The 22602-nt window shown below is 59.9% G+C and carries 20 protein-coding genes; 14 read left to right on the top strand and 6 right to left on the bottom strand.

Going from position 1 to position 22602, the window contains the following annotated elements; translation table 11 throughout:
* Nucleotides 1–15: 15 nt before the first annotated feature.
* Nucleotides 16–768: an endonuclease/exonuclease/phosphatase family protein gene (locus tag ABJ076_RS03005; protein ID WP_348186474.1), complete on the top strand. Its 753-nt coding sequence runs from the start codon at nt 16–18 to the stop codon at nt 766–768.
* Between the two features lie 28 nt (nt 769–796).
* Here ABJ076_RS03005 and ABJ076_RS03000 read toward each other — a convergent pair whose 3' ends face one another.
* A complete protein-coding gene (locus ABJ076_RS03000) occupies nt 797–2023 on the bottom strand; it encodes a UbiH/UbiF/VisC/COQ6 family ubiquinone biosynthesis hydroxylase (protein WP_348186476.1) in 1227 nt (408 codons plus the stop codon).
* A 354-nt stretch (nt 2024–2377) separates the two neighbouring features.
* Between ABJ076_RS03000 and ABJ076_RS02995 the strand changes: the two genes are divergently transcribed.
* From ABJ076_RS02995 to ABJ076_RS02975, 5 genes are all read left to right on the top strand, one after another.
* Entirely contained in the window at nt 2378–2716 is a 339-nt protein-coding gene (locus ABJ076_RS02995) for a P-II family nitrogen regulator (protein WP_028466168.1), read from the top strand.
* A gap of 12 nt (nt 2717–2728) precedes the next feature.
* Nucleotides 2729–4057 carry an ammonium transporter gene (locus tag ABJ076_RS02990; protein WP_348186478.1) on the top strand — a complete coding sequence of 443 codons (1329 nt, stop codon included), beginning with the start codon at nt 2729–2731 and terminating at the stop codon, nt 4055–4057.
* Nucleotides 4058–4275: 218 nt separating this feature from the next.
* On the top strand, nt 4276–5466 hold the full coding sequence (locus ABJ076_RS02985) for an aminotransferase class I/II-fold pyridoxal phosphate-dependent enzyme (RefSeq protein ID WP_348186480.1): 1191 nt from the start codon (nt 4276–4278) through the stop codon (nt 5464–5466).
* A 32-nt stretch (nt 5467–5498) separates the two neighbouring features.
* Nucleotides 5499–7949, top strand: coding sequence for a DNA translocase FtsK 4TM domain-containing protein (locus ABJ076_RS02980; protein WP_348186482.1), 2451 nt, complete (start codon nt 5499–5501; stop codon nt 7947–7949).
* Nucleotides 7950–8165: 216 nt separating this feature from the next.
* A complete protein-coding gene (locus ABJ076_RS02975) occupies nt 8166–8789 on the top strand; it encodes an outer membrane lipoprotein carrier protein LolA (RefSeq protein ID WP_348186484.1) in 624 nt (207 codons plus the stop codon).
* An 11-nt stretch (nt 8790–8800) separates the two neighbouring features.
* Here ABJ076_RS02975 and ABJ076_RS02970 read toward each other — a convergent pair whose 3' ends face one another.
* On the bottom strand, nt 8801–9559 hold the full coding sequence (locus ABJ076_RS02970) for a sterol desaturase family protein (RefSeq protein ID WP_348186486.1): 759 nt from the start codon (nt 9557–9559) through the stop codon (nt 8801–8803).
* Nucleotides 9560–9669: 110 nt separating this feature from the next.
* On the opposite strand from ABJ076_RS02970, the gene ABJ076_RS02965 reads away from it, so the two are divergent.
* Nucleotides 9670–10458 (top strand): gamma-glutamyl-gamma-aminobutyrate hydrolase family protein, encoded by a 789-nt coding sequence (locus ABJ076_RS02965; protein WP_348186488.1) that lies wholly within the window; start codon nt 9670–9672, stop codon nt 10456–10458.
* Nucleotides 10459–10489: 31 nt separating this feature from the next.
* The gene (xth, locus tag ABJ076_RS02960) at nt 10490–11278 is read left to right on the top strand and encodes an exodeoxyribonuclease III (RefSeq protein WP_348186490.1); all 789 of its coding nucleotides are present in this window, start codon (nt 10490–10492) and stop codon (nt 11276–11278) included.
* 128 nt (nt 11279–11406) lie between these two features.
* Here the strand turns inward: xth and ABJ076_RS02955 are convergent, their stop codons facing one another.
* The 4 genes from ABJ076_RS02955 to ABJ076_RS02940 all read right to left on the bottom strand — a co-directional run bounded on the left by ABJ076_RS02955 (nt 11407) and on the right by ABJ076_RS02940 (nt 16187).
* The gene (locus ABJ076_RS02955) at nt 11407–12483 is read right to left on the bottom strand and encodes a metal-dependent hydrolase (RefSeq protein ID WP_348186492.1); all 1077 of its coding nucleotides are present in this window, start codon (nt 12481–12483) and stop codon (nt 11407–11409) included.
* Between the two features lie 83 nt (nt 12484–12566).
* Nucleotides 12567–13055 carry a class I SAM-dependent methyltransferase gene (locus tag ABJ076_RS02950; protein ID WP_348186494.1) on the bottom strand — a complete coding sequence of 163 codons (489 nt, stop codon included), beginning with the start codon at nt 13053–13055 and terminating at the stop codon, nt 12567–12569.
* Between the two features lie 9 nt (nt 13056–13064).
* Nucleotides 13065–13520 carry a cyclic nucleotide-binding domain-containing protein gene (locus tag ABJ076_RS02945; RefSeq protein WP_348186496.1) on the bottom strand — a complete coding sequence of 152 codons (456 nt, stop codon included), beginning with the start codon at nt 13518–13520 and terminating at the stop codon, nt 13065–13067.
* A 30-nt stretch (nt 13521–13550) separates the two neighbouring features.
* Nucleotides 13551–16187 (bottom strand): ABC transporter transmembrane domain-containing protein, encoded by a 2637-nt coding sequence (locus ABJ076_RS02940; protein ID WP_348186498.1) that lies wholly within the window; start codon nt 16185–16187, stop codon nt 13551–13553.
* 220 nt (nt 16188–16407) lie between these two features.
* Between ABJ076_RS02940 and ABJ076_RS02935 the strand changes: the two genes are divergently transcribed.
* The 6 genes from ABJ076_RS02935 to ABJ076_RS02910 are packed head-to-tail and all read left to right on the top strand — an operon-like array spanning nt 16408 to nt 22597.
* Nucleotides 16408–17640, top strand: a complete 1233-nt coding sequence (locus ABJ076_RS02935) for a glycosyltransferase (protein WP_348186500.1) — start codon at nt 16408–16410, stop codon at nt 17638–17640.
* Between the two features lie 47 nt (nt 17641–17687).
* A complete protein-coding gene (locus ABJ076_RS02930; protein WP_348186502.1) occupies nt 17688–18959 on the top strand; it encodes a glycosyltransferase family 4 protein in 1272 nt (423 codons plus the stop codon).
* Nucleotides 18956–20083 (top strand): glycosyltransferase family 4 protein, encoded by a 1128-nt coding sequence (locus ABJ076_RS02925; RefSeq protein ID WP_348186503.1) that lies wholly within the window; start codon nt 18956–18958, stop codon nt 20081–20083. The genes ABJ076_RS02930 and ABJ076_RS02925 overlap by 4 nt, the downstream gene beginning before the upstream one ends.
* Nucleotides 20077–20670 (top strand): histidine phosphatase family protein, encoded by a 594-nt coding sequence (locus ABJ076_RS02920; RefSeq protein ID WP_348186505.1) that lies wholly within the window; start codon nt 20077–20079, stop codon nt 20668–20670. The genes ABJ076_RS02925 and ABJ076_RS02920 overlap by 7 nt, the downstream gene beginning before the upstream one ends.
* Complete coding sequence (locus tag ABJ076_RS02915) at nt 20667–21830, top strand: glycosyltransferase (protein ID WP_348186507.1); 1164 nt, start codon at nt 20667–20669, stop codon at nt 21828–21830. The genes ABJ076_RS02920 and ABJ076_RS02915 overlap by 4 nt, the downstream gene beginning before the upstream one ends.
* Nucleotides 21827–22597 (top strand): polysaccharide deacetylase family protein, encoded by a 771-nt coding sequence (locus ABJ076_RS02910; protein WP_348186509.1) that lies wholly within the window; start codon nt 21827–21829, stop codon nt 22595–22597. Before ABJ076_RS02915 ends, ABJ076_RS02910 begins: the two co-directional genes overlap by 4 nt.
* The last annotated feature ends 5 nt before the right edge of the window (nt 22598–22602 follow it).

Below are 22602 nucleotides of genomic sequence, written 5' to 3'. Positions count from 1 at the left end.
CTTCACGATCGCTTGGTGGCCTACATTCAAGATCTGGATCCGGATGTTCTTTGCCTGCAGGAGGTGGTGCATACTCCTGCGGCGCCAAAACCGTGGCTGCTTTATCGGGATGACGAGGCAGAATTACCGCAGCGGGCAAACTTTTACTCCGACATGCGCGATGCCCTGCCTAACCATTCAGCCTATTTCGCACCGGCAGCCCAAGGGGCTCTATGGGACGGCGATCAGGCTTTCGCCTCGCAATGGGGGCTCGCCACATTCGTCAGGCAGACGATCCCGGTGATCGGTCAGGCCCAGGATTTTGTGCATGGTGTGTTCTCGCCGGATGGCTTCGGCGATCATCCGCGCTCCCGCACCGCGCATGCTGTCCGACTGTATGATATGCCATCCTTAGGTCCGGTCACGATCGCCCATATGCACGGGTTGAGGGATCTTGGTGGCAAATATGATACACCTGCCCGGCTGGCACAGGCCCGCAAACTGAGAGCGCTTGTCGAGCAGACCGCTGAGAGTGGCGACCGGTTGGTGGTTTGCGGCGATTTCAATGTCAGGCCGGAGAGTGAGACTTTTGATGTCCTGAGCGCGATCGGATTGACGGATCTCGTGACGAAATGCGGTTTTAAAAGCACACGCACGTCATTCTACAATAAGCCGGTCCGCTACGCAGACTACATGCTGACCAATGCTCATGTGGCTGTGTCGTCCTTTACGGTCGTCGAAGATCCTCAAGTGTCCGACCACTGCCCTCTGTTGCTTGAAATCGGATAGACCGGTAGCCGGGGCACAGCTTCCGGTTCTAGTTCGGATTCTGCATCAGGCGGGGCAGGTTACCGGCAGTTCCCATGGCACCGCGCATAAAGGCTCGCTTGAGCGGGCCGATGCGCTGCACCAGCCCGAGCCCCGCATCGCGCAGTAGCCGGATGCCTGCCGAGTCGTTCGAGAACAGTCGGTTCAGCCCGTCCGTCGCGGCGATCATTGTCATCACGTCGAAGCGCCGCCAGCGCTGATATTTCTCCAGAACAGATGCCGAGCCAAAATCCAACCCGATCCGGCGCGCATCCGTGACTGTGTCTGCAAGTGCTGCGATATCGCGCAGCCCGAGATTGAAGCCTTGGCCGGCAATCGGATGAATGCCGTGCGCGGCATCGCCAACCAGTACCAGACGCTGGTCAATATACCGTTCGGCATGGATGAGGCCGAGCGGGTAGGCCCAGCGTCGGCCTGTTACGTGCAAATGCCCGAGGGTTTCGCCGAATGCTGTCAGCATTTCCTGATCGAACTCACCGTCATTGAGCTTCATGAGGGCGTTCGCTGCGGTGGTGCGCTCGCTCCAGACCAGGCAGGACTGATGGCTTCCGTCCGCCGCGTCGTTCAACGGCAGCATTGCGAAAGGTCCGGCGGGGCGGAAATGCTCGAATGCCACGTGCTCGTGAGGCTGCTTGTGCCTCACCGTGCAGGTTATCGCTGTCTGGCCGTAGGAAAGTTCGGTCGTGCGTAGTCCTGCCGCGCGACGGGTCGGGGATGTGCGCCCGTCGGCCGCAACAGCGAGCCCTGCGGTGATGCGGCGCCCGTCCGCAAGAATGGCTGTTGCAGACTCACCATTCCGCTGCAGGTGCTCAACCGATGCCGGAGAGACGATTGTGATATTGGGGCGGGTGGCAGCCGCCCGATAGAGACCGGCTTTCAGAGAGCCGTTATCGAGGATGAAGCCCATGGGCTCCGGACCGGCATCTTCATGATCGAACTGCAGGAAGAGCGGCGATCCACCTTCCTGGACGCGGATATCCTCAATCGCGCTGGGGGCTTCGGGAAGGGCATCCCAGACGCCAAGCCGAACCAGCATCCGCTTACTACTCTGGGAAATCGCGGTGGTTCGACCGTCATGCCCGGCTGCAGTGTGTGTTTCCACGGCTACGCGGTCGATCACGGTGACCGTCAGCCCGCTGGCATCCAATGCCAATGCTGCAGAGATGCCGGACAGGCCGCCGCCGATGATCAGCGCATCGCAGAGATTGTTTTTCACGCCCTTTGGATCCTTACCTTGGCGCTTGGTCCCGGCGCCCGTTCCTGAAGGGCAAGATACAACGCCCAGCGCTAGGAACAAGGGTTCACGCTACAAGTGAAAATGCTCATTTTTCAATGCTCAAAATAACATCACGACTTCGTCATTGCTTAAAAAACGTGCACATCATTCAGCCTCAATCGCAGCGCTGACTCTTGAGTTCAATGTGTAACATTATGATTTAACGGGAAAATCCTAAATAAATCTGTGTTGGCCCGCATTTTGTAATGAATTCGCCGATCTGCGCTGAGCAGGTTTTCTGGTTGCCCTGATTTTAGGGCGCCGGAAAAGCACAACAGGAAAAGGTTGGGCGGCATGAAACTGATCATGGCAATCGTAAAGCCCTTCAAGCTTGACGAAGTCCGCGAATCACTGACCGCTCTGGGGATCCAGGGGCTGACGGTTAGCGAAGTCAAGGGCTTCGGACGGCAGAAGGGACAAACCGAAATCTATCGCGGCGCGGAGTACGCCGTAAATTTCCTTCCAAAGGTCAAAGTCGAAGTGGCGGTGCCGGACGACTTGGCGGAACAGGTGGTGGAAGCCATCCAGAAAGCTGCGAATACCGGGCGCATCGGCGACGGTAAGGTGTTCGTGCTGGATGTCTCCCAAGCCGTCCGGATCCGCACCGGCGAGACCGGCAACGACGCGCTTTAAGGAGCTCACCAGATGAGAAAATTTTTCGGCTTTTCCGTTCTGACGGCCGTCACTGCGTTGGTTACGATCACGCTGACGAACACCGCTTCAGCGGCCGTTGATCCAGAGACGGCCTTCATCTTCAACACGCTGTCTTTCTTGATGCACGGGTTCCTCGTGATGTGGATGGCGGCCGGTTTCTGCATGCTCGAAGCGGGCCTCGTCCGCACCAAGAACACGACCATGCAGTGCGCCAAGAACATCACCCTCTATTCTGTCGCCGGCCTGCTCTACTGGCTCGTCGGTTACAACCTGATGTACATGGATGTCTCGGGCTTCATGGGATCCTTCGCGATCTGGTCCGGTGCTGACGATGTCATCACCGCCGACGGCTTCACTGGCGACGGCTCCGGGTATGCTGCGGCCTCCGACTGGTTCTTCCAGATGGTGTTCGTGGCGGCGACCGCTTCCATCGTGTCCGGTACGGTTGCCGAGCGCGTGAAAGTGTTCCCGTTCCTGATCTTCACGGTTCTGCTGACCGGGATCATCTATCCGATCCAGGGTTCCTGGACCTGGGGCGGCGGCTGGCTCAGTGAAATGGGCTTCTCCGACTTTGCCGGCTCCACAATCGTGCACTCTGTTGGTGGCTGGGCGGCTCTTGCCGGTGCCATCATCATCGGCGCTCGTACCGGTAAGTTCGGTAGCGACGGTTCCGTCCACCCGATGCCGGGTTCGAACCTGCCGCTGGCGACACTGGGCACGTTCATCCTGTGGCTCGGCTGGTTCGGCTTCAATGGCGGCTCCCAGCTTGCCATGGGCTCTGCCGCTGACGTTCGTGACATCGCAACCATCTACGTCAACACCAACATGGCCGCTGCGGCCGGTGTTGTCGCTGCGGTGATCCTGAACCAGATCATCTACAAGAAGCTTGACCTGACCATGGCGCTCAACGGTGCTCTTGGTGGTCTGGTTTCCATCACCGCCGAGCCGCTTGCTCCGAGCATCGGTACTGCGGTGATGATCGGTGCCATTGGCGGTATCCTCATCGTTGTTGCTGTTCCGCTTCTCGACAAGCTGAAGATCGACGATGTGGTCGGTGCAATCCCGGTTCACTTGGTCTGCGGTATCTGGGGAACCATCGCGGTTGTCCTTTCCAATGATGGCGCCAGCTTCACCACGCAGATCATCGGCATTGTCGCCATTGGCGCTTTCGTCGTGATCACCAGCGCTATTGTCTGGAGCGTTCTGAAGCTGACCATTGGTCTGCGGGCCAGCGAGGAAGAAGAATTCCTTGGTCTGGACCGTGCCGAGTGTGGTCTTGAGGCCTATCCGGAATTCGGTGGCGGCTCCGGCCGGGTCTAATCCGAATAACATTTTTTGAAGGGGCCCGGATGGCAACATCCGGGCCTTTTCCTTATTTAAAGCAATATTTTATATGATTTTGAGAACATCGTGCGCGAACCTCCCGAATTATGAGATTTTGCATTAAAGTTGCCCCATAACTATGCGGGTTCTATTATAGAATCGAATTTAACCACTGATAGTTCGCGCCGGAATTCCGGACGAGCAGGGCAAAATCGATGATAAACCCGGCGCTTCAACCGCTTAGCGACTATACCTTCTCGCGTCTGAACAAGATGCTGGAGGGCATTGAGCCGGCTGCCGGCAAGCGCCCGATTATGCTTTCCGTGGGTGAGCCGCAGATCCAGCCGCCTGCTTTAGTCAATGAAACCATCGCGGCCAGCGGTCATCTCTGGAACAAATATCCGTCGCCGAAGGGCGATCCGGCGTTCAGGGGGGCGGTGACGGGCTGGCTCGACAAGCGCTATGATCTGCCGCGCGGAATGCTCGATCCGGAGCGTCATGTGACGTCTATCTCCGGGACCCGCGAAGCGTTGTACCAGCTTGGTTTTCTCGCTGTACCCGAGCGGAAGAACGGGCAGCAGCCGGTTATCCTGATGCCGAACCCGCTCTATCACTCCTATCGCGGCGCGGCCATGGTCGGCCGGGCCGAACCGGTCTACATGAACGCAACGCCGGAAAACGGCTTTCTGCCGAAGCTCGATGAGGTGGCGCCGGAGATCCTGGAGCGGACCGCGCTTTGCTTCCTCTGTACGCCGACGAACCCGCAGGGTCGTGCAGCGTCGCTCGATTATCTGAAACGGGCGATCGAACTGGCGCGTGAGTACGACTTCATGCTGGCGGTGGACGAATGTTACGCAGAGATCTATCGCGGCGATCCGCCGGTCGGTGGTCTGCAAGCAGCGGCCGCGCTCGGTGACAGCCTGCACAACATTGTGGTTTTGCATTCGTTATCGAAACGATCCAGCGGTCCCGGGCTGCGCTCGGGCTTCATGGCGGGCGATCCGGAGCTGATCGGACGGTATGGCGAGTACATCATGTTCGGCAGTGCCTCGACGCCGCTGCCGATCCTGCATGCCGCGACGGCGCTTTGGAAAGACGAAGCCCATGTCGAGGCCAACCGAGCGCATTACGCGGAGAATTGGCGCATCGCCACGCAGGTGCTGGGCAATAAGAAGGGCTATCACGAAGCGGAGGCCGGGTTCTTTGTCTGCATGCCAGCCGAAGATGCCGAAGCGCTGACGAAACAGATCTGGCGCGAGCAGGCGGTCAAGATCGTGCCGGTCGGATTGATGGCGCGTGAAGATGCAGAGGGCGTTAATCCGGGTGATCCCTATGTCCGCATCGCCCTTGTCTACGATGCGGCGACAACCGAGGAAGGCCTGCGCCGGATTGCGCCTTATTTCTGAGGCGGCCGGTGATACGGGGGAGAAGCAAGAGCATGAGCGCATCGACGAAAACTGCCGGTAACGGGTCCGCGGGCGGGGGATTTTTGCCCGAGAGCGCCCGTCTGTACCTGCGCCGCCGTGCTGCCGAGTTCGCCGGCCTTGCTCTGATTCTGGCCGCCGGTCTCGGGGCGGCGCTGCTGCTGAGCTATGTGCCGGGAGATCCATCTCTGAATGCTGCCGGCTCCGGCAGTGCCGCTAACCTGCTTGGCCCGGCCGGTGCGCTGGTCGCCGATATTATGGTGCAGACAATCGGTCTTGTGAGTGCCGTACCTGTGTTGCTCTTCGCGATCTGGGGCTGGCGCCTGCTGACCCATCGGGGACTTCAGCGGGTAGCCCTGCGTATTGCGTTGCTGCCGGTGGCGTTGATTGCGGGCTGCCTGGCGCTTGCCGTACTGCCGGTTCCGGAAAGCTGGCCGCTCCGGGCCGGTCTCGGCGGCGCGATCGGCACGTTGGCGCTAACGAAGATTTCCGCACTCGGCCTTTTGGCCGCAATGGATGCTGCCTGGATCGGCTTTGTCTCCGGTCTGGGCGCGGTCTCCTTGCTGCTCTGGACCTTCGGCGCCTCCTGGAGTGAATGGCTGTCTCTGGCGCGCGGCGCGGGCCGTGGAGTAGGCACTGCGGCGGCGCTCGGGGCAAAAGGTGGCGTTCTCGGTGGCCGCGCGCTGGGCTCAGGTCTTGAAGCCACGGCGAGCCTTGCCCGCAAAGGGTTTGATTCTGTGGGCCGCAAGGAGCCTTCCTTATCCGGCAAGGCGCTGGATGAGGGGCCGCGCCTGTCGGCTAAACCGAAGCGCGTGCCGGAAGTTGAATCGTCAGCCCCGGTCCTGAAGGCCGAACCCGATGCAGCCCCGGCGCCTCGCAAGGCAAAACCGGCAAAACCTGCGAAGGTGGAGCAGACCAGCTTTGATCTCGGTAATGCGGGGGATTACGAGCTGCCGGCAATAGAGCTGCTGACCGAAGCAGCCGAAGGCATGGCAGGCCCGCCGCCTCAGGCGCTGCAGGAAAACGCCCGGATGCTCGAATCAGTCCTTGCCGATTTTGGCGTGAAGGGGGAGATCGGTAAAATCCGTCATGGCCCGGTGGTGACACTCTATGAGCTTGAGCCTGCGCCGGGCACCAAGTCATCCCGAGTGATTGGCCTTTCGGATGATATCGCCCGCTCCATGAGCGCGGTCTCCGTCCGCGTTGCCGTGGTACCGGGCCGCAACGTGATCGGCATCGAGTTGCCGAACGCGCGCCGGGACACCGTCTATCTCCGTGAAATTTTCGAATCCGATCCCTATGAGCGCTCCGGAGCCAAGCTCGGCATCGCGCTCGGCAAGGATATCGGCGGCACACCGGTGGTCGTTGATCTCGCCCGCATGCCCCATCTGCTGATCGCCGGTACCACCGGTTCCGGTAAATCGGTCGCGGTGAACACGATGATCCTGTCGCTGCTCTACCGGCATTCGCCGGAACGCTGCCGGATGATCATGATCGATCCGAAGATGCTGGAACTGTCCATTTATGACGGTATTCCGCACCTGCTCTCGCCGGTCGTCACCGATCCGAATAAGGCGGTGGTGGCACTGAAATGGACCGTGCGGGAGATGGAAAGCCGGTATCGCGCGATGTCCAAGCTCGGCGTCCGGAATATCGACGGCTATAACGCGCGCCTCGCCGAAGCCCGCAAGAAGGGCGAGGTGCTGAAGCGCCGGGTGCAAACTGGTTTCGATAGTGAAACGGGCAAGCCGGTGTTCGAGGAAGAACCCCTCGATCTGACGGCGCTGCCCTATATCGTTGTGGTGATCGACGAGGTCGCGGACCTGATGCTGGTCGCCGGCAAGGATATCGAAGGCGCCGTGCAGCGCCTCGCCCAGATGGCCCGTGCCGCCGGTATCCACGTCATCATGGCGACCCAGCGTCCGTCGGTCGACGTCATCACCGGTACCATCAAGGCCAACTTCCCGACCCGGATCAGCTTCCAGGTCACCTCTAAGATCGACAGCCGGACCATTCTGGGCGAGCAGGGCGCGGAGCAGCTCCTCGGCCAGGGTGACATGCTCTACATGGCCGGTGGCGGCCGGGTGACCCGTGTGCATGGCCCGTTTGTCAGTGATGAGGAGGTTGAGGACGTGGTTCGCCACCTCCGCGCCCAGGGCGAGCCGGAGTATAACGACAATGTCACCGAGGATGATGGCGAGGGCGGCGGAGACGGCGGCTTCGGCGATCTTTCGGGCCTGTCCGGCGGCAACACGGACAGCGGCGATGCGCTCTACGACCAGGCCATCGCTATCGTCGCCCGCGAACGCCGGGCCTCCACCAGCTTTATCCAGCGTCATCTGAAGATCGGTTATAACCGTGCCGCCACCCTGATCGAGCGGATGGAAAGCGAAGGCGTGGTCAGCCAGGCGAACCATGTCGGCAAACGCGAGGTGCTGGTGCGCAATCCGAACGAGGACGAGTAGGGGGGCCACCCACACTCCGCCCACAAACAATTTCGTCTTCCTGGACACCGATCCGGGATCTTTTGCAGACAACATTCAGCCTTATGATCGCAAAGGTCCCGGCTCTCCGGCCGGGATGACGTTTGAGAGAGCTGACGGTGCGGTTTGACCGGATCGTGCACTCTGCCTCGGAATTGCCGCTTGCAACCCGGGCGAACGCCTGCCATTTCAAGATTCATGAAAAAGCTGATCGCCACCTTTGCCGCCGTCCTGTTTTTGGCCTTCTCGTTCGACGCGAGAGCGGCACCACTCAGCGCGGACGACAAGCAGGCGCTGAAGCAGATCGAAGCCTATTTCAACGGCATCACCACCCTGCAGGCGCGTTTCCTGCAGGTCGCCAGCACGGGCGCGACGGCGCAGGGCATTCTGTCTCTGAAGCGACCCGGCTTGATGCGTTTCGAATATGACGCACCGTCGCCCATTCTCCTGGTCTCGGACGGCACCTGGCTGGTGTTTCAGGACAATGAGCTCGAACAGACAACCCATGTTCCGCTCGGCAGTACGCCGCTTTCGGTACTGGTCTCGGATCCGGTGGACTTCAAAACCGATCTCGAGGTGCTGGACGTCGCCCGCAATCCCGGTGTCATCCGCCTCCTGATGAGGATGCGGGACGATCCCGAGGCGGGCATGGTGCAGATGGTGTTCTCCGACGCGCCGCTTGCCCTGCGGCAATGGACCATCACCGATGCCCAGGGCGTCGAGGTGAAGGTGGCTCTGCTGGAGACCCGGCGCGGGATGAACTTGCAGGATGATCTGTTCAAGCCGCGTGATTTTGAAGCCGATACTTTTGTCGATAAATAGGCAAGGTCGCTTCAGCGATTGTTCCGAAAGGGCATTACGATCAGTGGAATGATCTTCTCATCGGACCGGTTTTCGACCCCGATCTTCATCTCCATTGTCCGCTTGGTCGCGCTTCGTGAGCGAAACACAAGATCCCACCAGCTGAAGATCGTCGCATAATTCGAATCCGTGTCCGCCCGAATCGCGTGGTGATGCACCCAGTGGATCGACGGAGTGACGATCACGCGGGCCAGTGCGGTTTCCAGCTTTTCGCCAAGCCTCAGGTTCGAGTGGTGGAACAAAGCCGACAGGATCACCAGGGTCTCGAAGACGATGACTGAGGTAAAGGGAATGCCAAGCAATATGATGATCGCGGCCCTTGCCCCGGCACTCATCAGCACTTCGCCGAAGTGAAAGCGCACGGCGGAGCTGACGTCGAGGAATTCGTCCAGATGGTGCACCTCGTGGAACCGCCAGAGGAACGGAATCTCGTGGTTCAAGCGATGCCACCAGTAGATCAGCATATCGAGCAGCAGGACATCCACGATCAGGCCCAAACCGCCTCCGAGCCAGTCCGGGCGCCATCCGAGCGCGTGGTTAGCTGCCCAAAGCGAAACCGGGATCACGATTAATGGCGAGAGTGCGCTGTTCATTATCCAGAGCACGGCATTGCGGATCACACGGATCCAGCCGCCCTGGCGTGGTGCCGCGGGGAGCCATCGTTCGGCGGCGAAGAGCAGGGCAATCCATGCAAGGATCAATATGCCCTTGTGCTGCAGTAGCTGTTGCACGCTGAGGTCCATGGAGCGAATATGGCATCTGTATTCCTGCGCCGCCAGTTGCGCGCCCTCACACCCCGGAGAACGGGGCGTTACCAGAATCAGTAGCCTCAGGAGTTTCCATGCTGACCGTGCCGAACCTGCCCCTGATCGGTGTCACCGCCTGTCATCTGCAAGGCGAGGATTATTCGACACAGAAGGTTTCCGAGAAATACGTGACCTGTGTGCCGGCGCCGGTAGGCGGTCTGCCGCTGATCATCCCGGCGCTTGAGGCTGGGCAGCTCGATCTCGACAGTTTGGTGGCTCATATCGACGGTTTGTTGCTGACAGGCAGTCCTTCCAATATCGAGCCGCATAACTTCAGCGGCCCCGACAGTGTCGAAGGCACGCAGCACGATCCGCGCCGAGACGGCGTTACCTTGCCGCTGATCCGTAAGGCGATTGAGGCGGGTGTTCCGGTTCTCGGAATCTGCCGGGGTATTCAGGAGCTGAACGTCGCCCTCGGTGGCACTCTGCATCAGCGCATCTTTGATCTTGAGGACAAGTTCGACCACCGCATGCGCCGGGATGTCGAGTACACTCGCAAATACCGTCCGGCTCATGAGATTCGCATGACAGAAGGCGGCCAGCTTGCCCGCATCGCCGGTTCTGACACCGCGCTTGTGAACTCCTTGCATGCACAGGGCATCGATCAGCCAGGCAAAGGTGTGGTTGTGGAAGCAGTGGCGCCAGACGGAATCGTCGAGGCGATCAGCGTCCCGGGCGCCACGGCCTTTGTGATGGCTGTGCAGTGGCACCCGGAATGGCCAGTCCCGATTGAGGGACTGAACAAAAAGATCTTCGAAGCCTTCGGCGATGCTTGCCGGGCTCATCTGAATGCCCGTCTCGGCCTCGCGACCGCCGCCGAATAGATTTTATTTCCCTCGACCGAAAGACAGAGTGATGCGGATTGCCACCTGGAACATCAATTCCGTGCGCCTGCGCCTGCCGACGGTGCTGCGTTTCCTGCAAGAACAGGCACCAGACGTGCTCTGCCTGCAGGAGACCAAGACCGAGGACAAGACCTTCCCTGCCGAGGTTTTGAAAGACGCAGGGTATGTCCATCAGGCTATCCGCGGCATGAAGAGCTATAACGGCGTCGCCGTGATCTCTCGCGTGCCCTTTACGGATGAGGGCCAGCGGGACTGGTGCGGCAAGAGTGACTGCCGCCATCTCGCGGTGAAACTCGACGGCGGACCCGAAGTGCATAACTTCTATGTGCCGGCGGGCGGTGACGAGCCGGACCCGGCGGTGAACGACAAGTTCGCCCACAAGCTCGATTTTCTGTCGGAAATGCAGAACTGGTTCGGGGCTGAGCGCAAGAGCAGCGATCCGATGGTGCTGGTCGGCGATCTCAATATCGCGCCGCTGGAACATGATGTCTGGTCCCACAAGCAGCTTCTGAAAGTGGTCAGCCACACCCCTATCGAAGTCGAGGAATTGGACAAGCTGCAGTCCGGGCTTGGCTGGGTCGACGCAGTTCGCCATTTCGTTCCGGAAACGGAAAAGCTCTATTCCTGGTGGAGTTACCGCTCCAAGAACTGGGAGCTGGCCGACAAGGGCCGCCGTCTCGACCATGTCTGGGTGACGGAACCGCTGAAAAGCCGTCTAAAATCGGCTGCCGTGGTAAAATCCATGCGTGGTGTTGAAAAGCCGTCGGACCATGCGCCGGTGATCGTCGATCTGGATTGACGATCGACGCCTAGCGTCACCCCGCGGCTTCTTCGTCATCCCGGATCCGATCCGGGATCCCTCCTCCCTTGACCCGAAAGGTCCCGGCTCTCCGGCAATGATGGTGTCCACGGGTGGGGGCGCGTTGCTCACCCGCAGCTTTGCGTTTCCGGTAGTGCAGCAAGCAATGGCGCCGAAGGATCAAGGATACTTGCCGCTTCCGCCGGCCGGATCATGGAGCCGCCGGATATTCCATTAAGCAGCCAGCCGATATCACCCGCTGCCGAGCGGGCATTGCGGACCCGTTCCGGCATGATTGTCTTCCAGGTATCGCCCTCCGCCGATGCAACACGGAAATCGAACACGAAGCTTGGCGTCACGCCCATCCTGAGATCGGCGATTCGGAACCCGCTCTCATCAATGAAAGTGCGGTAATACCCTTTCGAGAAGGCCGCGACAGCAGCTCCGCTCGGGACCATATCGAGGCAGGGGCCTGTTTCGGCGAGGCGCGGATGCACATGGATCTGCGCCGCGTCCGTTTCGGCAAAAAGTGGCTGGTAGACGTTGTAATAACGGCTGCCGTCGATGGCGATGGTGCGCCAGAACAGGGTGTTGAAGGGCATCGGTGTAGCCAAGATTTTCTCGGCATTTAGCCCGGCATTCGCGAGGGCTTGCCGTGCCTTGCCGTCAACGATCTGCTGAGCCACCAAGGACCATCCGAGATACAGAGTCGAAAGCGCAAGGGCGACAGCCGTCACGCGGCCCACTCGTGGCGACCAGTCGCGGCGTAGCAAGGCCCAGACAGTGGCAACGGCAAGTGGCAGGGTATAAAGCGGGTCGATGATGAATATGGAGCCGACACCGTATGGCGTATCATCCAGCGGCCAGAGCAGCCGGGTGCCATAGACAGTCATTGCATCGAGCAGCGCGTGGGTGGCGAGACAGAGGAAAACAGTCAGATAGGCCGTTACGCGATGCTCCCTCAGGCCGCTGAAGGCCCGCATTGCTGCTTCTGCAATCAGCGGCGTGACAACGGCATGGACCAGCAGGGAATGGCTCCAGCCTCGATGCAGGATGAAGTCGCTGACTGCATCGCCGTGCCGGACCAGCACATCAAGATCAGGCAGAGTGCCCAAACCGGCGCCGAGCAGTGCAGCTTTGCGGGGGCCAATGCGGCGGCCGGAAACGGCGACAGATACTGCCGCGCCGAGTACAATCTGGGTCAATGAGTCCAAAGGAAAGGCCCTGCCTTAATGGTGATCCCTGGGTCTGAAATGCATCTTGTGGCCGTGTTGTTCAACCCGGCGGGCTAACCGATCTGGTAGAGATGGATGCGGCCGGGCCTAATTCCTTCCGGTAATGGTGCGCTCGTCCAGCGCGGAAGGATCACCGGCTGGTCGCTGACTACCACGGCGTCGTCGGCGAGCAAGCCGTCAACCAGAGGCGCAATTTCCGCGGCCAGTGCGATGCTCGCCGCCTTGTCGCCGGTGCCAATATCGAGATGGGCCAGTAGCACAGTCTGCCCGAGAGCCTGCTTTGCCGCGACCAGCGTTTCGCGAAAGTCGCCAAGGAAAATGCGGCCATCTGCCGGAATGCAGTCAGGATGGGCTGCGATCTGGCGGTCGAACACATAGAACGGCCGCTCCGGCATCAGAGAGCGTAGATGGTCGAAGGTCCGCCCATTACCGAGTCCGAGTTCTATTGCGTTGCCGGAACGATTTGCAACAGCTGAAGCAGCCCATTCCAGGCAGAGCTGCTGCGCTTGAAGGCGCCGGATGGCACTGTCGAGACGGCTCACGGGCTGCTGCTAGTTTCCGTTATCGGAAAGGGCGGCGCGGAGCTGGATGTTTGTCTGCTCCAGTCGGGCCGCCAGCTCGCGCATGATTTCAACCGCGATCTGCGGGAAGTCGGTGACAAGGCGGAAGAAGGCTTCCTTGTTGATTTTAAGAGTGGTCAGGGACTCTTTGGCCTGCACGGTCGCGGTCCGAGGCACGTCACAGAGAATGGCGATCTCGCCGACCACGTCACCCTTGCTGAGCTGAGCAACTTCGACCATGCCGTTCCCCGTGCCGATGAGCACCGAAGCGGTGCCGCCGATTATGATATAGGCGGCGTCGCCTGTATCTCCCTGACTGAAGAGAACCTGTCCGTCCGTATAACTCAGCCGTTCCGACGTGAAGGCGAGAAGTTTCAACTTCGACGGCTCGATCTTGGCAAAGAGCGGAATGTTTTTAAGAAGCTCTACTTCTTGGTTCAGACTCATGGGTAGACCCTTTGCGTCACCAGTTCGGGGTTATTCTTCATCCAGCAGTCCCCGGAACACGGTCCCTTCCTTGTTGAGAGTATCAAACGAGCCGTCCTCGATCACCCGGCTGCCTCGCATTACCAGAACACGGTCGAACGGTTGCGCCAAGCGGGCGCGGTGCGCAACGAAAATCACCGTCCGGTCGGCGGCTTCTTTCAGGATACGCGCCACTGTTGGTCCTTGAACCCCGGAATCGAGGGCTGAAACCGCCTCGTTAAGAATGAGGATATCCGGCCGGCGGAGCAGCACGCGGCCAATCGCAATTTTTTGTCGCTGTGCAGCGGTCAGACGAGAGCCGGCAATCCCTGCCTCCGCCCCCAGTCCGATTTCGATCACCGTATCGCGCAGACCTTCAGACTCGATGACTTCCGCGAGCACTGAACCGACCCGGTTGCCCGCATCGGCCTGTCCGTAAGCGATCTTGCCGAACAGGATATTGTCCTGCACCGACGCCGCGAGGTTGAACTGATCGACCGAGAAGAACTCGAGAGCCGAACGCTGCTCTTCCGGCAGACCTTCGCGAAAGGCTTTTCGGGCTTCAAGTATCCGGGTCTGCAGATCTTCCTCGATCATGCCGAGGCGATGCCGGGCCGGGATCAGCTTGAACGGGAGGTCGAGGAACCTGCTCCGATCGTCCAGCTCCATGCCCTCCAGACCGAGCCTGTCGGCCCGTTGCAAAAGGGTCTGAAACTCCGGCAGGTCATCAGCCGAGATGAAAGCATATTGCGCGAAAAATTCATGGTCGGGTGGCAAGTCCTTGAAAAGCTCGACCATTGTCGCGGCCACATCGCGACCGATCCGGACGAAATCGTCTGTGAGGCCGACCTTGTCAAGAATCGCGCGAACATAAGGCTCGCTCGCGAGATATTCGGGTTTGAAATGCTCGCCAACGGGAGTGCCGAACAGCAGGTTCTCGGCCACGCTTGCATTGGTATTGAATTTCTCGGCATTGAACGGCTCGATCAGGTGGTCGAGCCCCAGCTCCTTAAGGCGTGAACGGAGTTTTGATCGTGCTCCCAGGATCCGGCGTCCTGTTTCGTCCCGGCTCGCCGCGTCGAGGGAGCCGCGCAGCCCAAAGGAATAGACCTCGTCTTCAAGGCCGACTACGCGCAGCAGGTCGGCAAGGCGTTCATTGAGGTGCTCCTCATCGATGCCAACTGCCTGGTAATCGACCCAGTTGGCTGAAATCGGGTCGAGCGAATTTCCCGATGCCTCGGCGGCCCTGCGCTGTTCGGGGGAGTCCGGTAAGCAATCAGGGTCTGGACCGCCATGCGGGAAGTGACGGGCGCCCATCAGCAGATTTTCCCGTATTGTACTGGAAAACACGAAGGCGCCCGGTCCGACGTAACCGATTCTTCGCCCCGTGATTGCTTCTGGCAGTCCTGCGATGTCGACCCCGCTCATGGTGATGCTGCCGGATGTCGCTGGCAGCAATCGTGCGGCGACCATGGCGAGCAGATCCTTGCCGCCGCCGCCTGGCCCCGCGATCGCGACTTTTTCACCTTGTTTGATCTCGAAGGCGACGTTTTCCAGCAAGACCTCGCCGTCATCGTCCGTGAGGCCAAGATTTCGGACAGCCACCAGTCCGGCAAAGGAAACTGGCTCCTCCGGCTCATTCAGTTGCTGGGCTTCGGTCAGGCTGCCAGCCGTGTCGAACTGCTCGATCACCTGATCGTATTTGATCCGGGCATCTTCCTTGCGCTGGTAATAACCGAGCAGCTCCTTCCAGGGCGCGGAAAGGTCCTTGTAGGCGGCCAGTATGGCAACCAGCGCTCCGAAAGTGAGGTCTCCCTTGATTACCAAAACGCCGCCGATCGAATAGAAAAAGAACGGAGTGAGTTGGGCTATGAAGTTGTTCAGAAACTTGATGAAGAACTTCCGCCGATAAATTTCATAGCGGATCGTGTAGATCTCGCCCAGCTGGGCCGTGAATTTGGCCAGCGCGAAGCGTGCCGTGTTGTTGGCGTGGATCTCCTGAACCCCGGAAATGCTCTCGCCGATCTTGTCGGAAAGTTTGCGGACCGCCTTCACCCGCTCCTTGCCGAGCGCGTTCACACGACGTTGCAGTTTCGGAATGATGTAGCCTTGGATCGGATAGAGCGCTATGGCCGCCGCTCCAAGGATAGGATCCTGCACGAACATGAAGATCAGGATGGTCAGCAGCGTGCCGCCTTGAAAAGCCGGCAATGACACGGAATCGCCGATGAACCCGCCCAGCGGTTCGACCTCGGAGGTGATCATCGGGATCACCTCGCCCTGGCTGACCCGTTTGAAATGTGGCAGAGGGAACCGCAGGACGCGTGCATAAAGATCATAACGGAGCCGGCGCAACATGCGTTCGCCGAGCTGGCCGCGAAAGACGTTGATATAGTATTTGAACGCGCCATTGATGCAGACGAGGACGAGGAAGAACACGCTCAGTAGCAAGAGGTAGTGGATTTGATCAAACTGGTAACCAAACAGGTCGCGGGGAAATTCTGTTCCGCCGATAGCCTGATTGATGATGGTTTTCGGTAGCTCGAGGGAATAATAAAGAAATGGGAAAGAGAGCCCGGTCAGCACAAGAAGGAAGATCTGTTCTTTCTTGCTGTGCCGGAAAATGAACCGGAAAATCGAAGGTTCCATGCGATCCACTAGCCTATGCCGGTTGGCGCCGTCAGCAAAAACCGTTTGCGCGCAAAACAGTAACTGAAGAGTGTCATAAGGTAAATCTGTGAAGGGCCAAACTGGTTTTGCCACAGTTCACACTGTGGCATAGTGAACAAATGGGGATATGCGTGGGGATCGAACCTGCGATTCAGCGGGGCCTTCAGCTTTCAGGGCCGATGTGTGAGTGGATGGGCGTTTGACGTACGCGAGCAACAAGCGCGGCCCGAAGCGTGTGCTGATGTACAGCCACGATACGATGGGGCTGGGTCACCTTCGGCGATGCCGGGCGATCGCGCACTCCTTAGTGGAGCAGCAATCCGATCTGTCCGTACTGATTCTGTCCGGCTCGCCAATCATTGGCAGCTTCGATTTCCGCACGCGCGTTGATTTTGTCCGCATTCCGGGCGTGATCAAGCTGCGCAATGGTGACTATACCTCGCTGAACCTGCATCTCGATATTGAGGACACCCTCAATCTGCGGTCTTCGATCATCCAGCACACAGCGGATGCGTTCGATCCGGACCTTTTCATTGTCGATAAGGAGCCTTGGGGGCTGCGCGGTGAGGTTCGGCCAACGCTGGAGATGCTTAAAGCTCGCGGAACTCCGCTGGTTCTCGGCCTGCGTGACGTGATGGATGAGCCGGAAAAGCTGCTGCCCGAGTGGGAGCGGAAGAATGCGGTTGAAGCCCTGCGAGACGTCTACGACGATATCTGGGTCTACGGCCTGCAGTCTGTCTGTGATCCCTATTCCGGGATGCCGATGCCGGAATCTGTTCAGGCCAAAACCTCTTATACCGGGTACCTGAAGCGCAAGGTGCCTAGTCATGTCCACCCGATCATGACGACGGATCTTGAAGACCCGTTCATCCTTGTCACAGCCGGCGGCGGTGGCGATGGAGACGGTTTGATGGACTGGGTCTTGAAGGCTTACGAAGCGGATATGGATCTTCCGTATCGCGCTCTTCTCGTGCTCGGGCCGTTTATGCCTGCCGAGCTGCAGAACGAGTTCATGGAGAGGGCGGCCGAAATCGATCAGGTGGATGTCATTACGTTTGATTCGCGTATTGAGAGTCTGATGGCGCGCGCAGTGGGAATTGTTGCCATGGGCGGCTACAATACCTTTTGTGAGATCCTGTCCTTCGATAAGCGTGCGCTTATCGTGCCCCGGACAGAGCCGCGGCTTGAGCAGTACATCCGGGCTGCACGGGCCGAGGAGCTGGGGATTACGGCTATGCTTGTCGATGACGGCGTGCATGATCCGCACGTCATGTCTGAGGCATTGCGGCGGCTTCCCAATCAGCCGAAACCGTCGGAGAGTATGGAATCCGGTTTGCTGGACGGACTTGAGGAAGTCAATCGGCTGGCGCAGCAGTGGCTCTACGAGCACGGCACCGACGCCAAGGTATCGGTACTCCGACGGGAAGCCTGAGCCAGCGTCAGGGTTCACGGGCAGGCGTCAAATTGGTTCAGAAAATCATGACAAGATCAGCGACGAGCGTTCCGACGGCTATCGTTCTGAAAGGGTATCCACGCCTTTCGGAAACCTTTATCGCGCAGGAAATTCTCGAACTGCAGCGCCTTGGGCTCGATTACACAATCGTCTCCCTGCGCCATCCAACGGACAAGGCCACGCATCCCGTACATTGTAAGATCACCAGCGCAGTGAACTACCTGCCGGAATATCTCTATCAGCATCCACTGAGGGTTCTGAAAGCCTGGTGGAAAGCGCGTCGAATGCCTGGCTATGGTGCAGTCATCCGTCTCTGGTTGAAAGATCTGAAGCGGGATTTTACCCCGAACCGTGTCCGGCGCTTCGGTCAGGCCTTGGTGCTGGCGACCGAGCTTGATCCGCGGTTCCGTCATATCTATGCGCATTTTCTGCATACACCATCCTCGGTCGCCCGCTATGCGGCGCTGATGAGCGGGCGAAGCTGGTCTGCCTCGGCGCACGCCAAGGATATCTGGCTTTCGCCGGAATGGGAGAAGCGCGAAAAGCTCGCCGATGCGGCCTGGGCCGTGACCTGCACCCGCTATGGCTTTGAGCATCTGGATTCCCTCGCGCCGGGTAAGACCAGACTGGTCTATCACGGCCTTGATCTCTCCAGCTTCGCGCCTGGAGGCGAGAAAGGGATGGAGCGCGATGGCGCTGGTGAGCCGGTGCGCCTGCTTTCGGTCGGCCGCGCGGTTCCGAAGAAGGGGTTCGACCAGCTGCTTGATGCCCTCGCCCGGCTTCCGGATGGGTTATCCTGGCACTGGACGCATATTGGTGGCGGCAAGGAGCTCGCGGCACTGAAGAGCCAGGCTGAGGGGATTGGGCTCAAGGATCGCGTCACCTGGCGCGGGGCTGCGGCGCAGAGCGAGGTTCTTGAAGCCTACCGAGCCTCCGATCTTTTCATCCTGTCGAGCCGGATTGCCGAGGATGGCGACCGGGACGGTCTGCCGAACGTCTTGATGGAGGCGCAGAGTCAGGCTCTTTGCTGCCTTGCCACTGATGTTTCGGCCATCCCGGAACTCATTGAGGATGGGGTGACCGGCGTTCTTGTCCCGCCTGACGATGTTGCCGCGCTCACTGCGGCAGTCGAAAACCTGATTCGGAACCCGGCCCTCAGGATGCAATATGGGGCGGCTGGCGAAACCAAAGTTCGCACCCGGTTCGATCATCAGGCGGCAATCGGAACGCTCGCGGCTCTTCTCGGACTTGACCCCGTGGACGAAAGTGCGGCTGCTGGAGCGGATGAAGCGGCGTGAGGATTGCCTTCTACGCGCCTCTGAAATCGCCCGATGCGCCAACTCCTTCCGGCGACCGGCGGATGGCGCGCCTGCTGATGGCGGCATTAAGAGCGGGCGGTCATGACGTTTTCCTTGCCTCCCGGCTGCGCAGCAGGGATGGGCAGGGCGATCTGGCCCTTCAGGCTCGTCTGGCGCGCCTGGGCGCCCGCTTCGCGGACAGGTTTGTTCAACGTTGTGAATCCGGAATAATAGCGAAGCCTGATCTCTGGTTCTCATATCATCTCTATTACAAGGCGCCTGATCTGATCGGCCCGGCGGTTGCCCGGCGGCTTGGGATTCCTTATGTGGTGGCCGAAGCCTCAAATGCGCCGAAAAGGGCGGATGGCCCCTGGGCGGACTCTCATCGCCGGACTCTGGATGCGCTTGGTCAGGCGGCGCTTGTCATCGGTTTTAACAGCCGTGACAAGCCATGCGTGGCACCATGCCTAGGGCCGGGTGGGCGATATATCAACGTCAAGCCGTTCCTCGACGGGTTGCCCTATTCGATTAATCCATCTGCTGGCTCAGACTTGCGGGCCGAGCTCGGGATTGCCTCAGATGAGCCGCTGTTGCTCGCCGTCGGCATGATGCGGCCGGGCGCGAAAATCAATTCCTATCGGGCCTTGGCTGACGCCCTATCCCGGCTTCCCGTGGACCGGCGCTGGGCGCTGGTCATTGCTGGCGATGGCGCCGGACGGCCCGAAGTCGAAGCCAGTTTTGCCCCGCATCGGAGGCGTGTCCATCTGCTTGGGGCGGTGGATGCGGCACGGCTGCGGTTTCTTTATCAAGCGGCAGACATCCTTGCCTGGCCTTCTATCAACGAGGCTTATGGCATGGCCTTGCTGGAAGCGCAGGCCAGCGGCCTTCCGGTGATCGCCGGCGATGTCGGCGGGGTGCCGGACATCGTGAGCGATGGGGCAACTGGTCTGCTGTCTCCGGAAGGAGATGCCGTGGCCTTTGCCAGGAATCTTGATCGGCTGCTTCTCGACATGGATCTGGCGCGCAGGCTCGGTGCAGCGGGCCGGAAGCAGGCGAACCACAGCCACAGCCTCGAAAGCGTCGCGGGGCAATTGAACATGGCGCTGCAGGCTCTGTCATGTTGATCGGCTTCTTGCGGCACGGGCCGACCGAATGGAATGCGGAACGCCGGGTGCAGGGGCGAACCGATATTCCGCTTTCGGAAACCGGCCGGGCACAGGCAGCCCGATACCGGCTCCCGGATGCGTTTCGGTCGGCGCCAGCCTTGGTTTCGCCGCTTGGCCGCGCGCGGCAGACCGCGTCACTGGCGGGATGCGCGACCCTCGAAATCGAGCCGCTGCTGATCGAAATGGACTGGGGCGATTGGGAAGGTCAGCGGCTCGTCGATCTCAGATCTCAATCCGGTGCCGAAATGAAAGTGAACGAGGATCGTGGTCTGGATTTCCGGCCGCCGGGAGGGGAGTCTCCGCGCGACGTACAGTCTCGGCTCGGGACACTTTTTGAAAAGCTGTTGGCGCGGCAACCAGTGTCGGAATGCTGTCTTGCTGTCACCCATAAGGGTGTGATCCGCGCCGCTCTGGCGCTCGCCTGGGGGTGGGACATGATAGGCAAGCCGCCAGTCCGGCTTGACTGGGCTGCTATGCATATGGTCCGTCTCGACCCGGACGGTACCATCCGTCCCGATGCAATGAATATGAGTCTGCTTTCATGACCGATACCCGCCCCAAGACGCTCTTTCTTTATGTGCAGAACCTGCTGGGGATTGGTCATCTGCGCCGTGCAGCCGCCGTTGCGCAGGCAGCGGTTGCGGATGGATTCGAGGTGCACTTCGTGTCCGGTGGCATGCCGGTTCCGCATCTGGATATTGGCGGAGCGCTCTTGCATCAATTGCCGCCCGTCCGTGCCGTTGACAGTCTTTTCAAGGTGTTGGCGGACGAAAGCGGCCGGGAAATTGATGACGACTGGCGCGCCGCGCGGCGCGCCACGCTGCTCGATCTGTTCGAGGAGATCCGCCCCGATATCCTTTTCACGGAACTCTTTCCTTTCGGGCGCCGGCAGATGCGTTTCGAGCTGTTGCCGCTACTGGATCTGGCCAAGGCGGCGCCGTGGCAGCCGAAGATCGTCTCCTCCATGCGCGATATCCTGGTGACCAAGCCGCGTCCGGATCGTAACCGGGAGATCGTCGAGACGGTGGATCGTTATTACGACATGGTCCTGATACATGGCGACGAAGCGGTCATCAGCCTCGCCGACACCTTCCCGATGTATGACGAACTGACGCCCCCGGTTCGCTACACCGGTTATGTGCTGAACCCGATAGACACGACCGGCAACGGTGCCGGGGATGGTACGGGAGAGGTGGTGGTTTCGGCCGGCGGCGGCGCCGTTGGCGGGGATATCATGCGTGCGGTGGCGCGGCTCCGACCCGAGCTGCCTTATGCCGACCGGACATGGCGTTTTGTCACTGGCCCACACATGCCGGACGACGCAGTGCGCGAGATCGAAAGCCATTCAGGACCGGGGGTGATCGTCGAGCGCAGCCGGCCCGATCTGGCCTCAATCATTTCGAGATCGTTCCTTTCGATCTCTCAAGCAGGCTACAACACACTTGCCGAAGTGCTCACAGCTGGCACAGCCTCGGTGGTGATTCCCTATGAGGGGGGTGTTGAGACCGAGCAGAGGGTGCGTGCGGATTTGTTGGCCCGGCGCGGTCGGCTTGCCGTGGTATCGGAGAGTGCCTTGAGTCATGGCGCTCTCGCGCGTGCGATGCAGCAGGCGGTGGCTGGCCGTGAGGCGGGTATTTCTGGCATTGATCTTGACGGTGCTGCCGGTACAGCACGCATCCTTAATGAATTGCTGGAGCCGGTATGACCGGTTTGCCTGGAACAGAGGCGCTTCTGCGCGAGCTTGATCGTTGGGCGTCTGACGGAAAGATCGCCAGGATCTGGTGGCGGGACGATGATCTGCAAAGACCGACTCCGGCACTGGAGCCGTTGCTGGCCATGGCATATGCAACCGGATGGGCGCCAGGTCTTGCTGTTGTGCCGGAAGGTTCGGATACAGATGCACTGACATCCCGGCTGGCGGGAACGGGCGCTGAGCTTCTCGTGCATGGCTTCGCCCATCGCAATCATGCGGAGGCCGATGAAAAAAAATGTGAATTCCCGGCTTCCAGGCTGCTGACTGACAAGTGTCGCGATGCCAGGGACGGGTTAACGCGGCTTCGGGAAGCATTTCCGTTCCAGCTGCTCCCCTGTTTTGTTCCGCCTTGGAACCGAATTGCACCGGACGTGTTGGAGTGTCTTGCCGACTGTGGCTTCAGGGGGCTCTCGACTTTCGGCCCGCGCCATGGGCTCGATGCGGCGCCGGGCCTGCGCTGTGTCAACACACACATCGATGTCATCGACTGGCGTGGTACCCGTGAATTTGTCGGGAGAGAGGGCGTGGCGACGGCTTTGGCCTTTCATCTTGAAGCGCGCCGTTTTGGCCGGGCAGATGCGGAGGAGCCGAGCGGACTTTTGACGCATCATCTGGTAATGGTGGATGAGGATTGGCGCGCGCTTGAGAGTCTGGTGCTGGGATTGAAGTCCCATGCGGCCGTTGACCTGATCGCGCCACGTGACTGTTTTTGCCTGTAGAGGAT

The organism is Nisaea sp., assembly GCF_039990255.1.
Classification (GTDB): domain Bacteria; phylum Pseudomonadota; class Alphaproteobacteria; order Thalassobaculales; family Thalassobaculaceae; genus Nisaea.
Note: the sequence above shows the minus strand (reverse complement) of the source record. Positions and strands in the feature narration are given on the sequence as shown.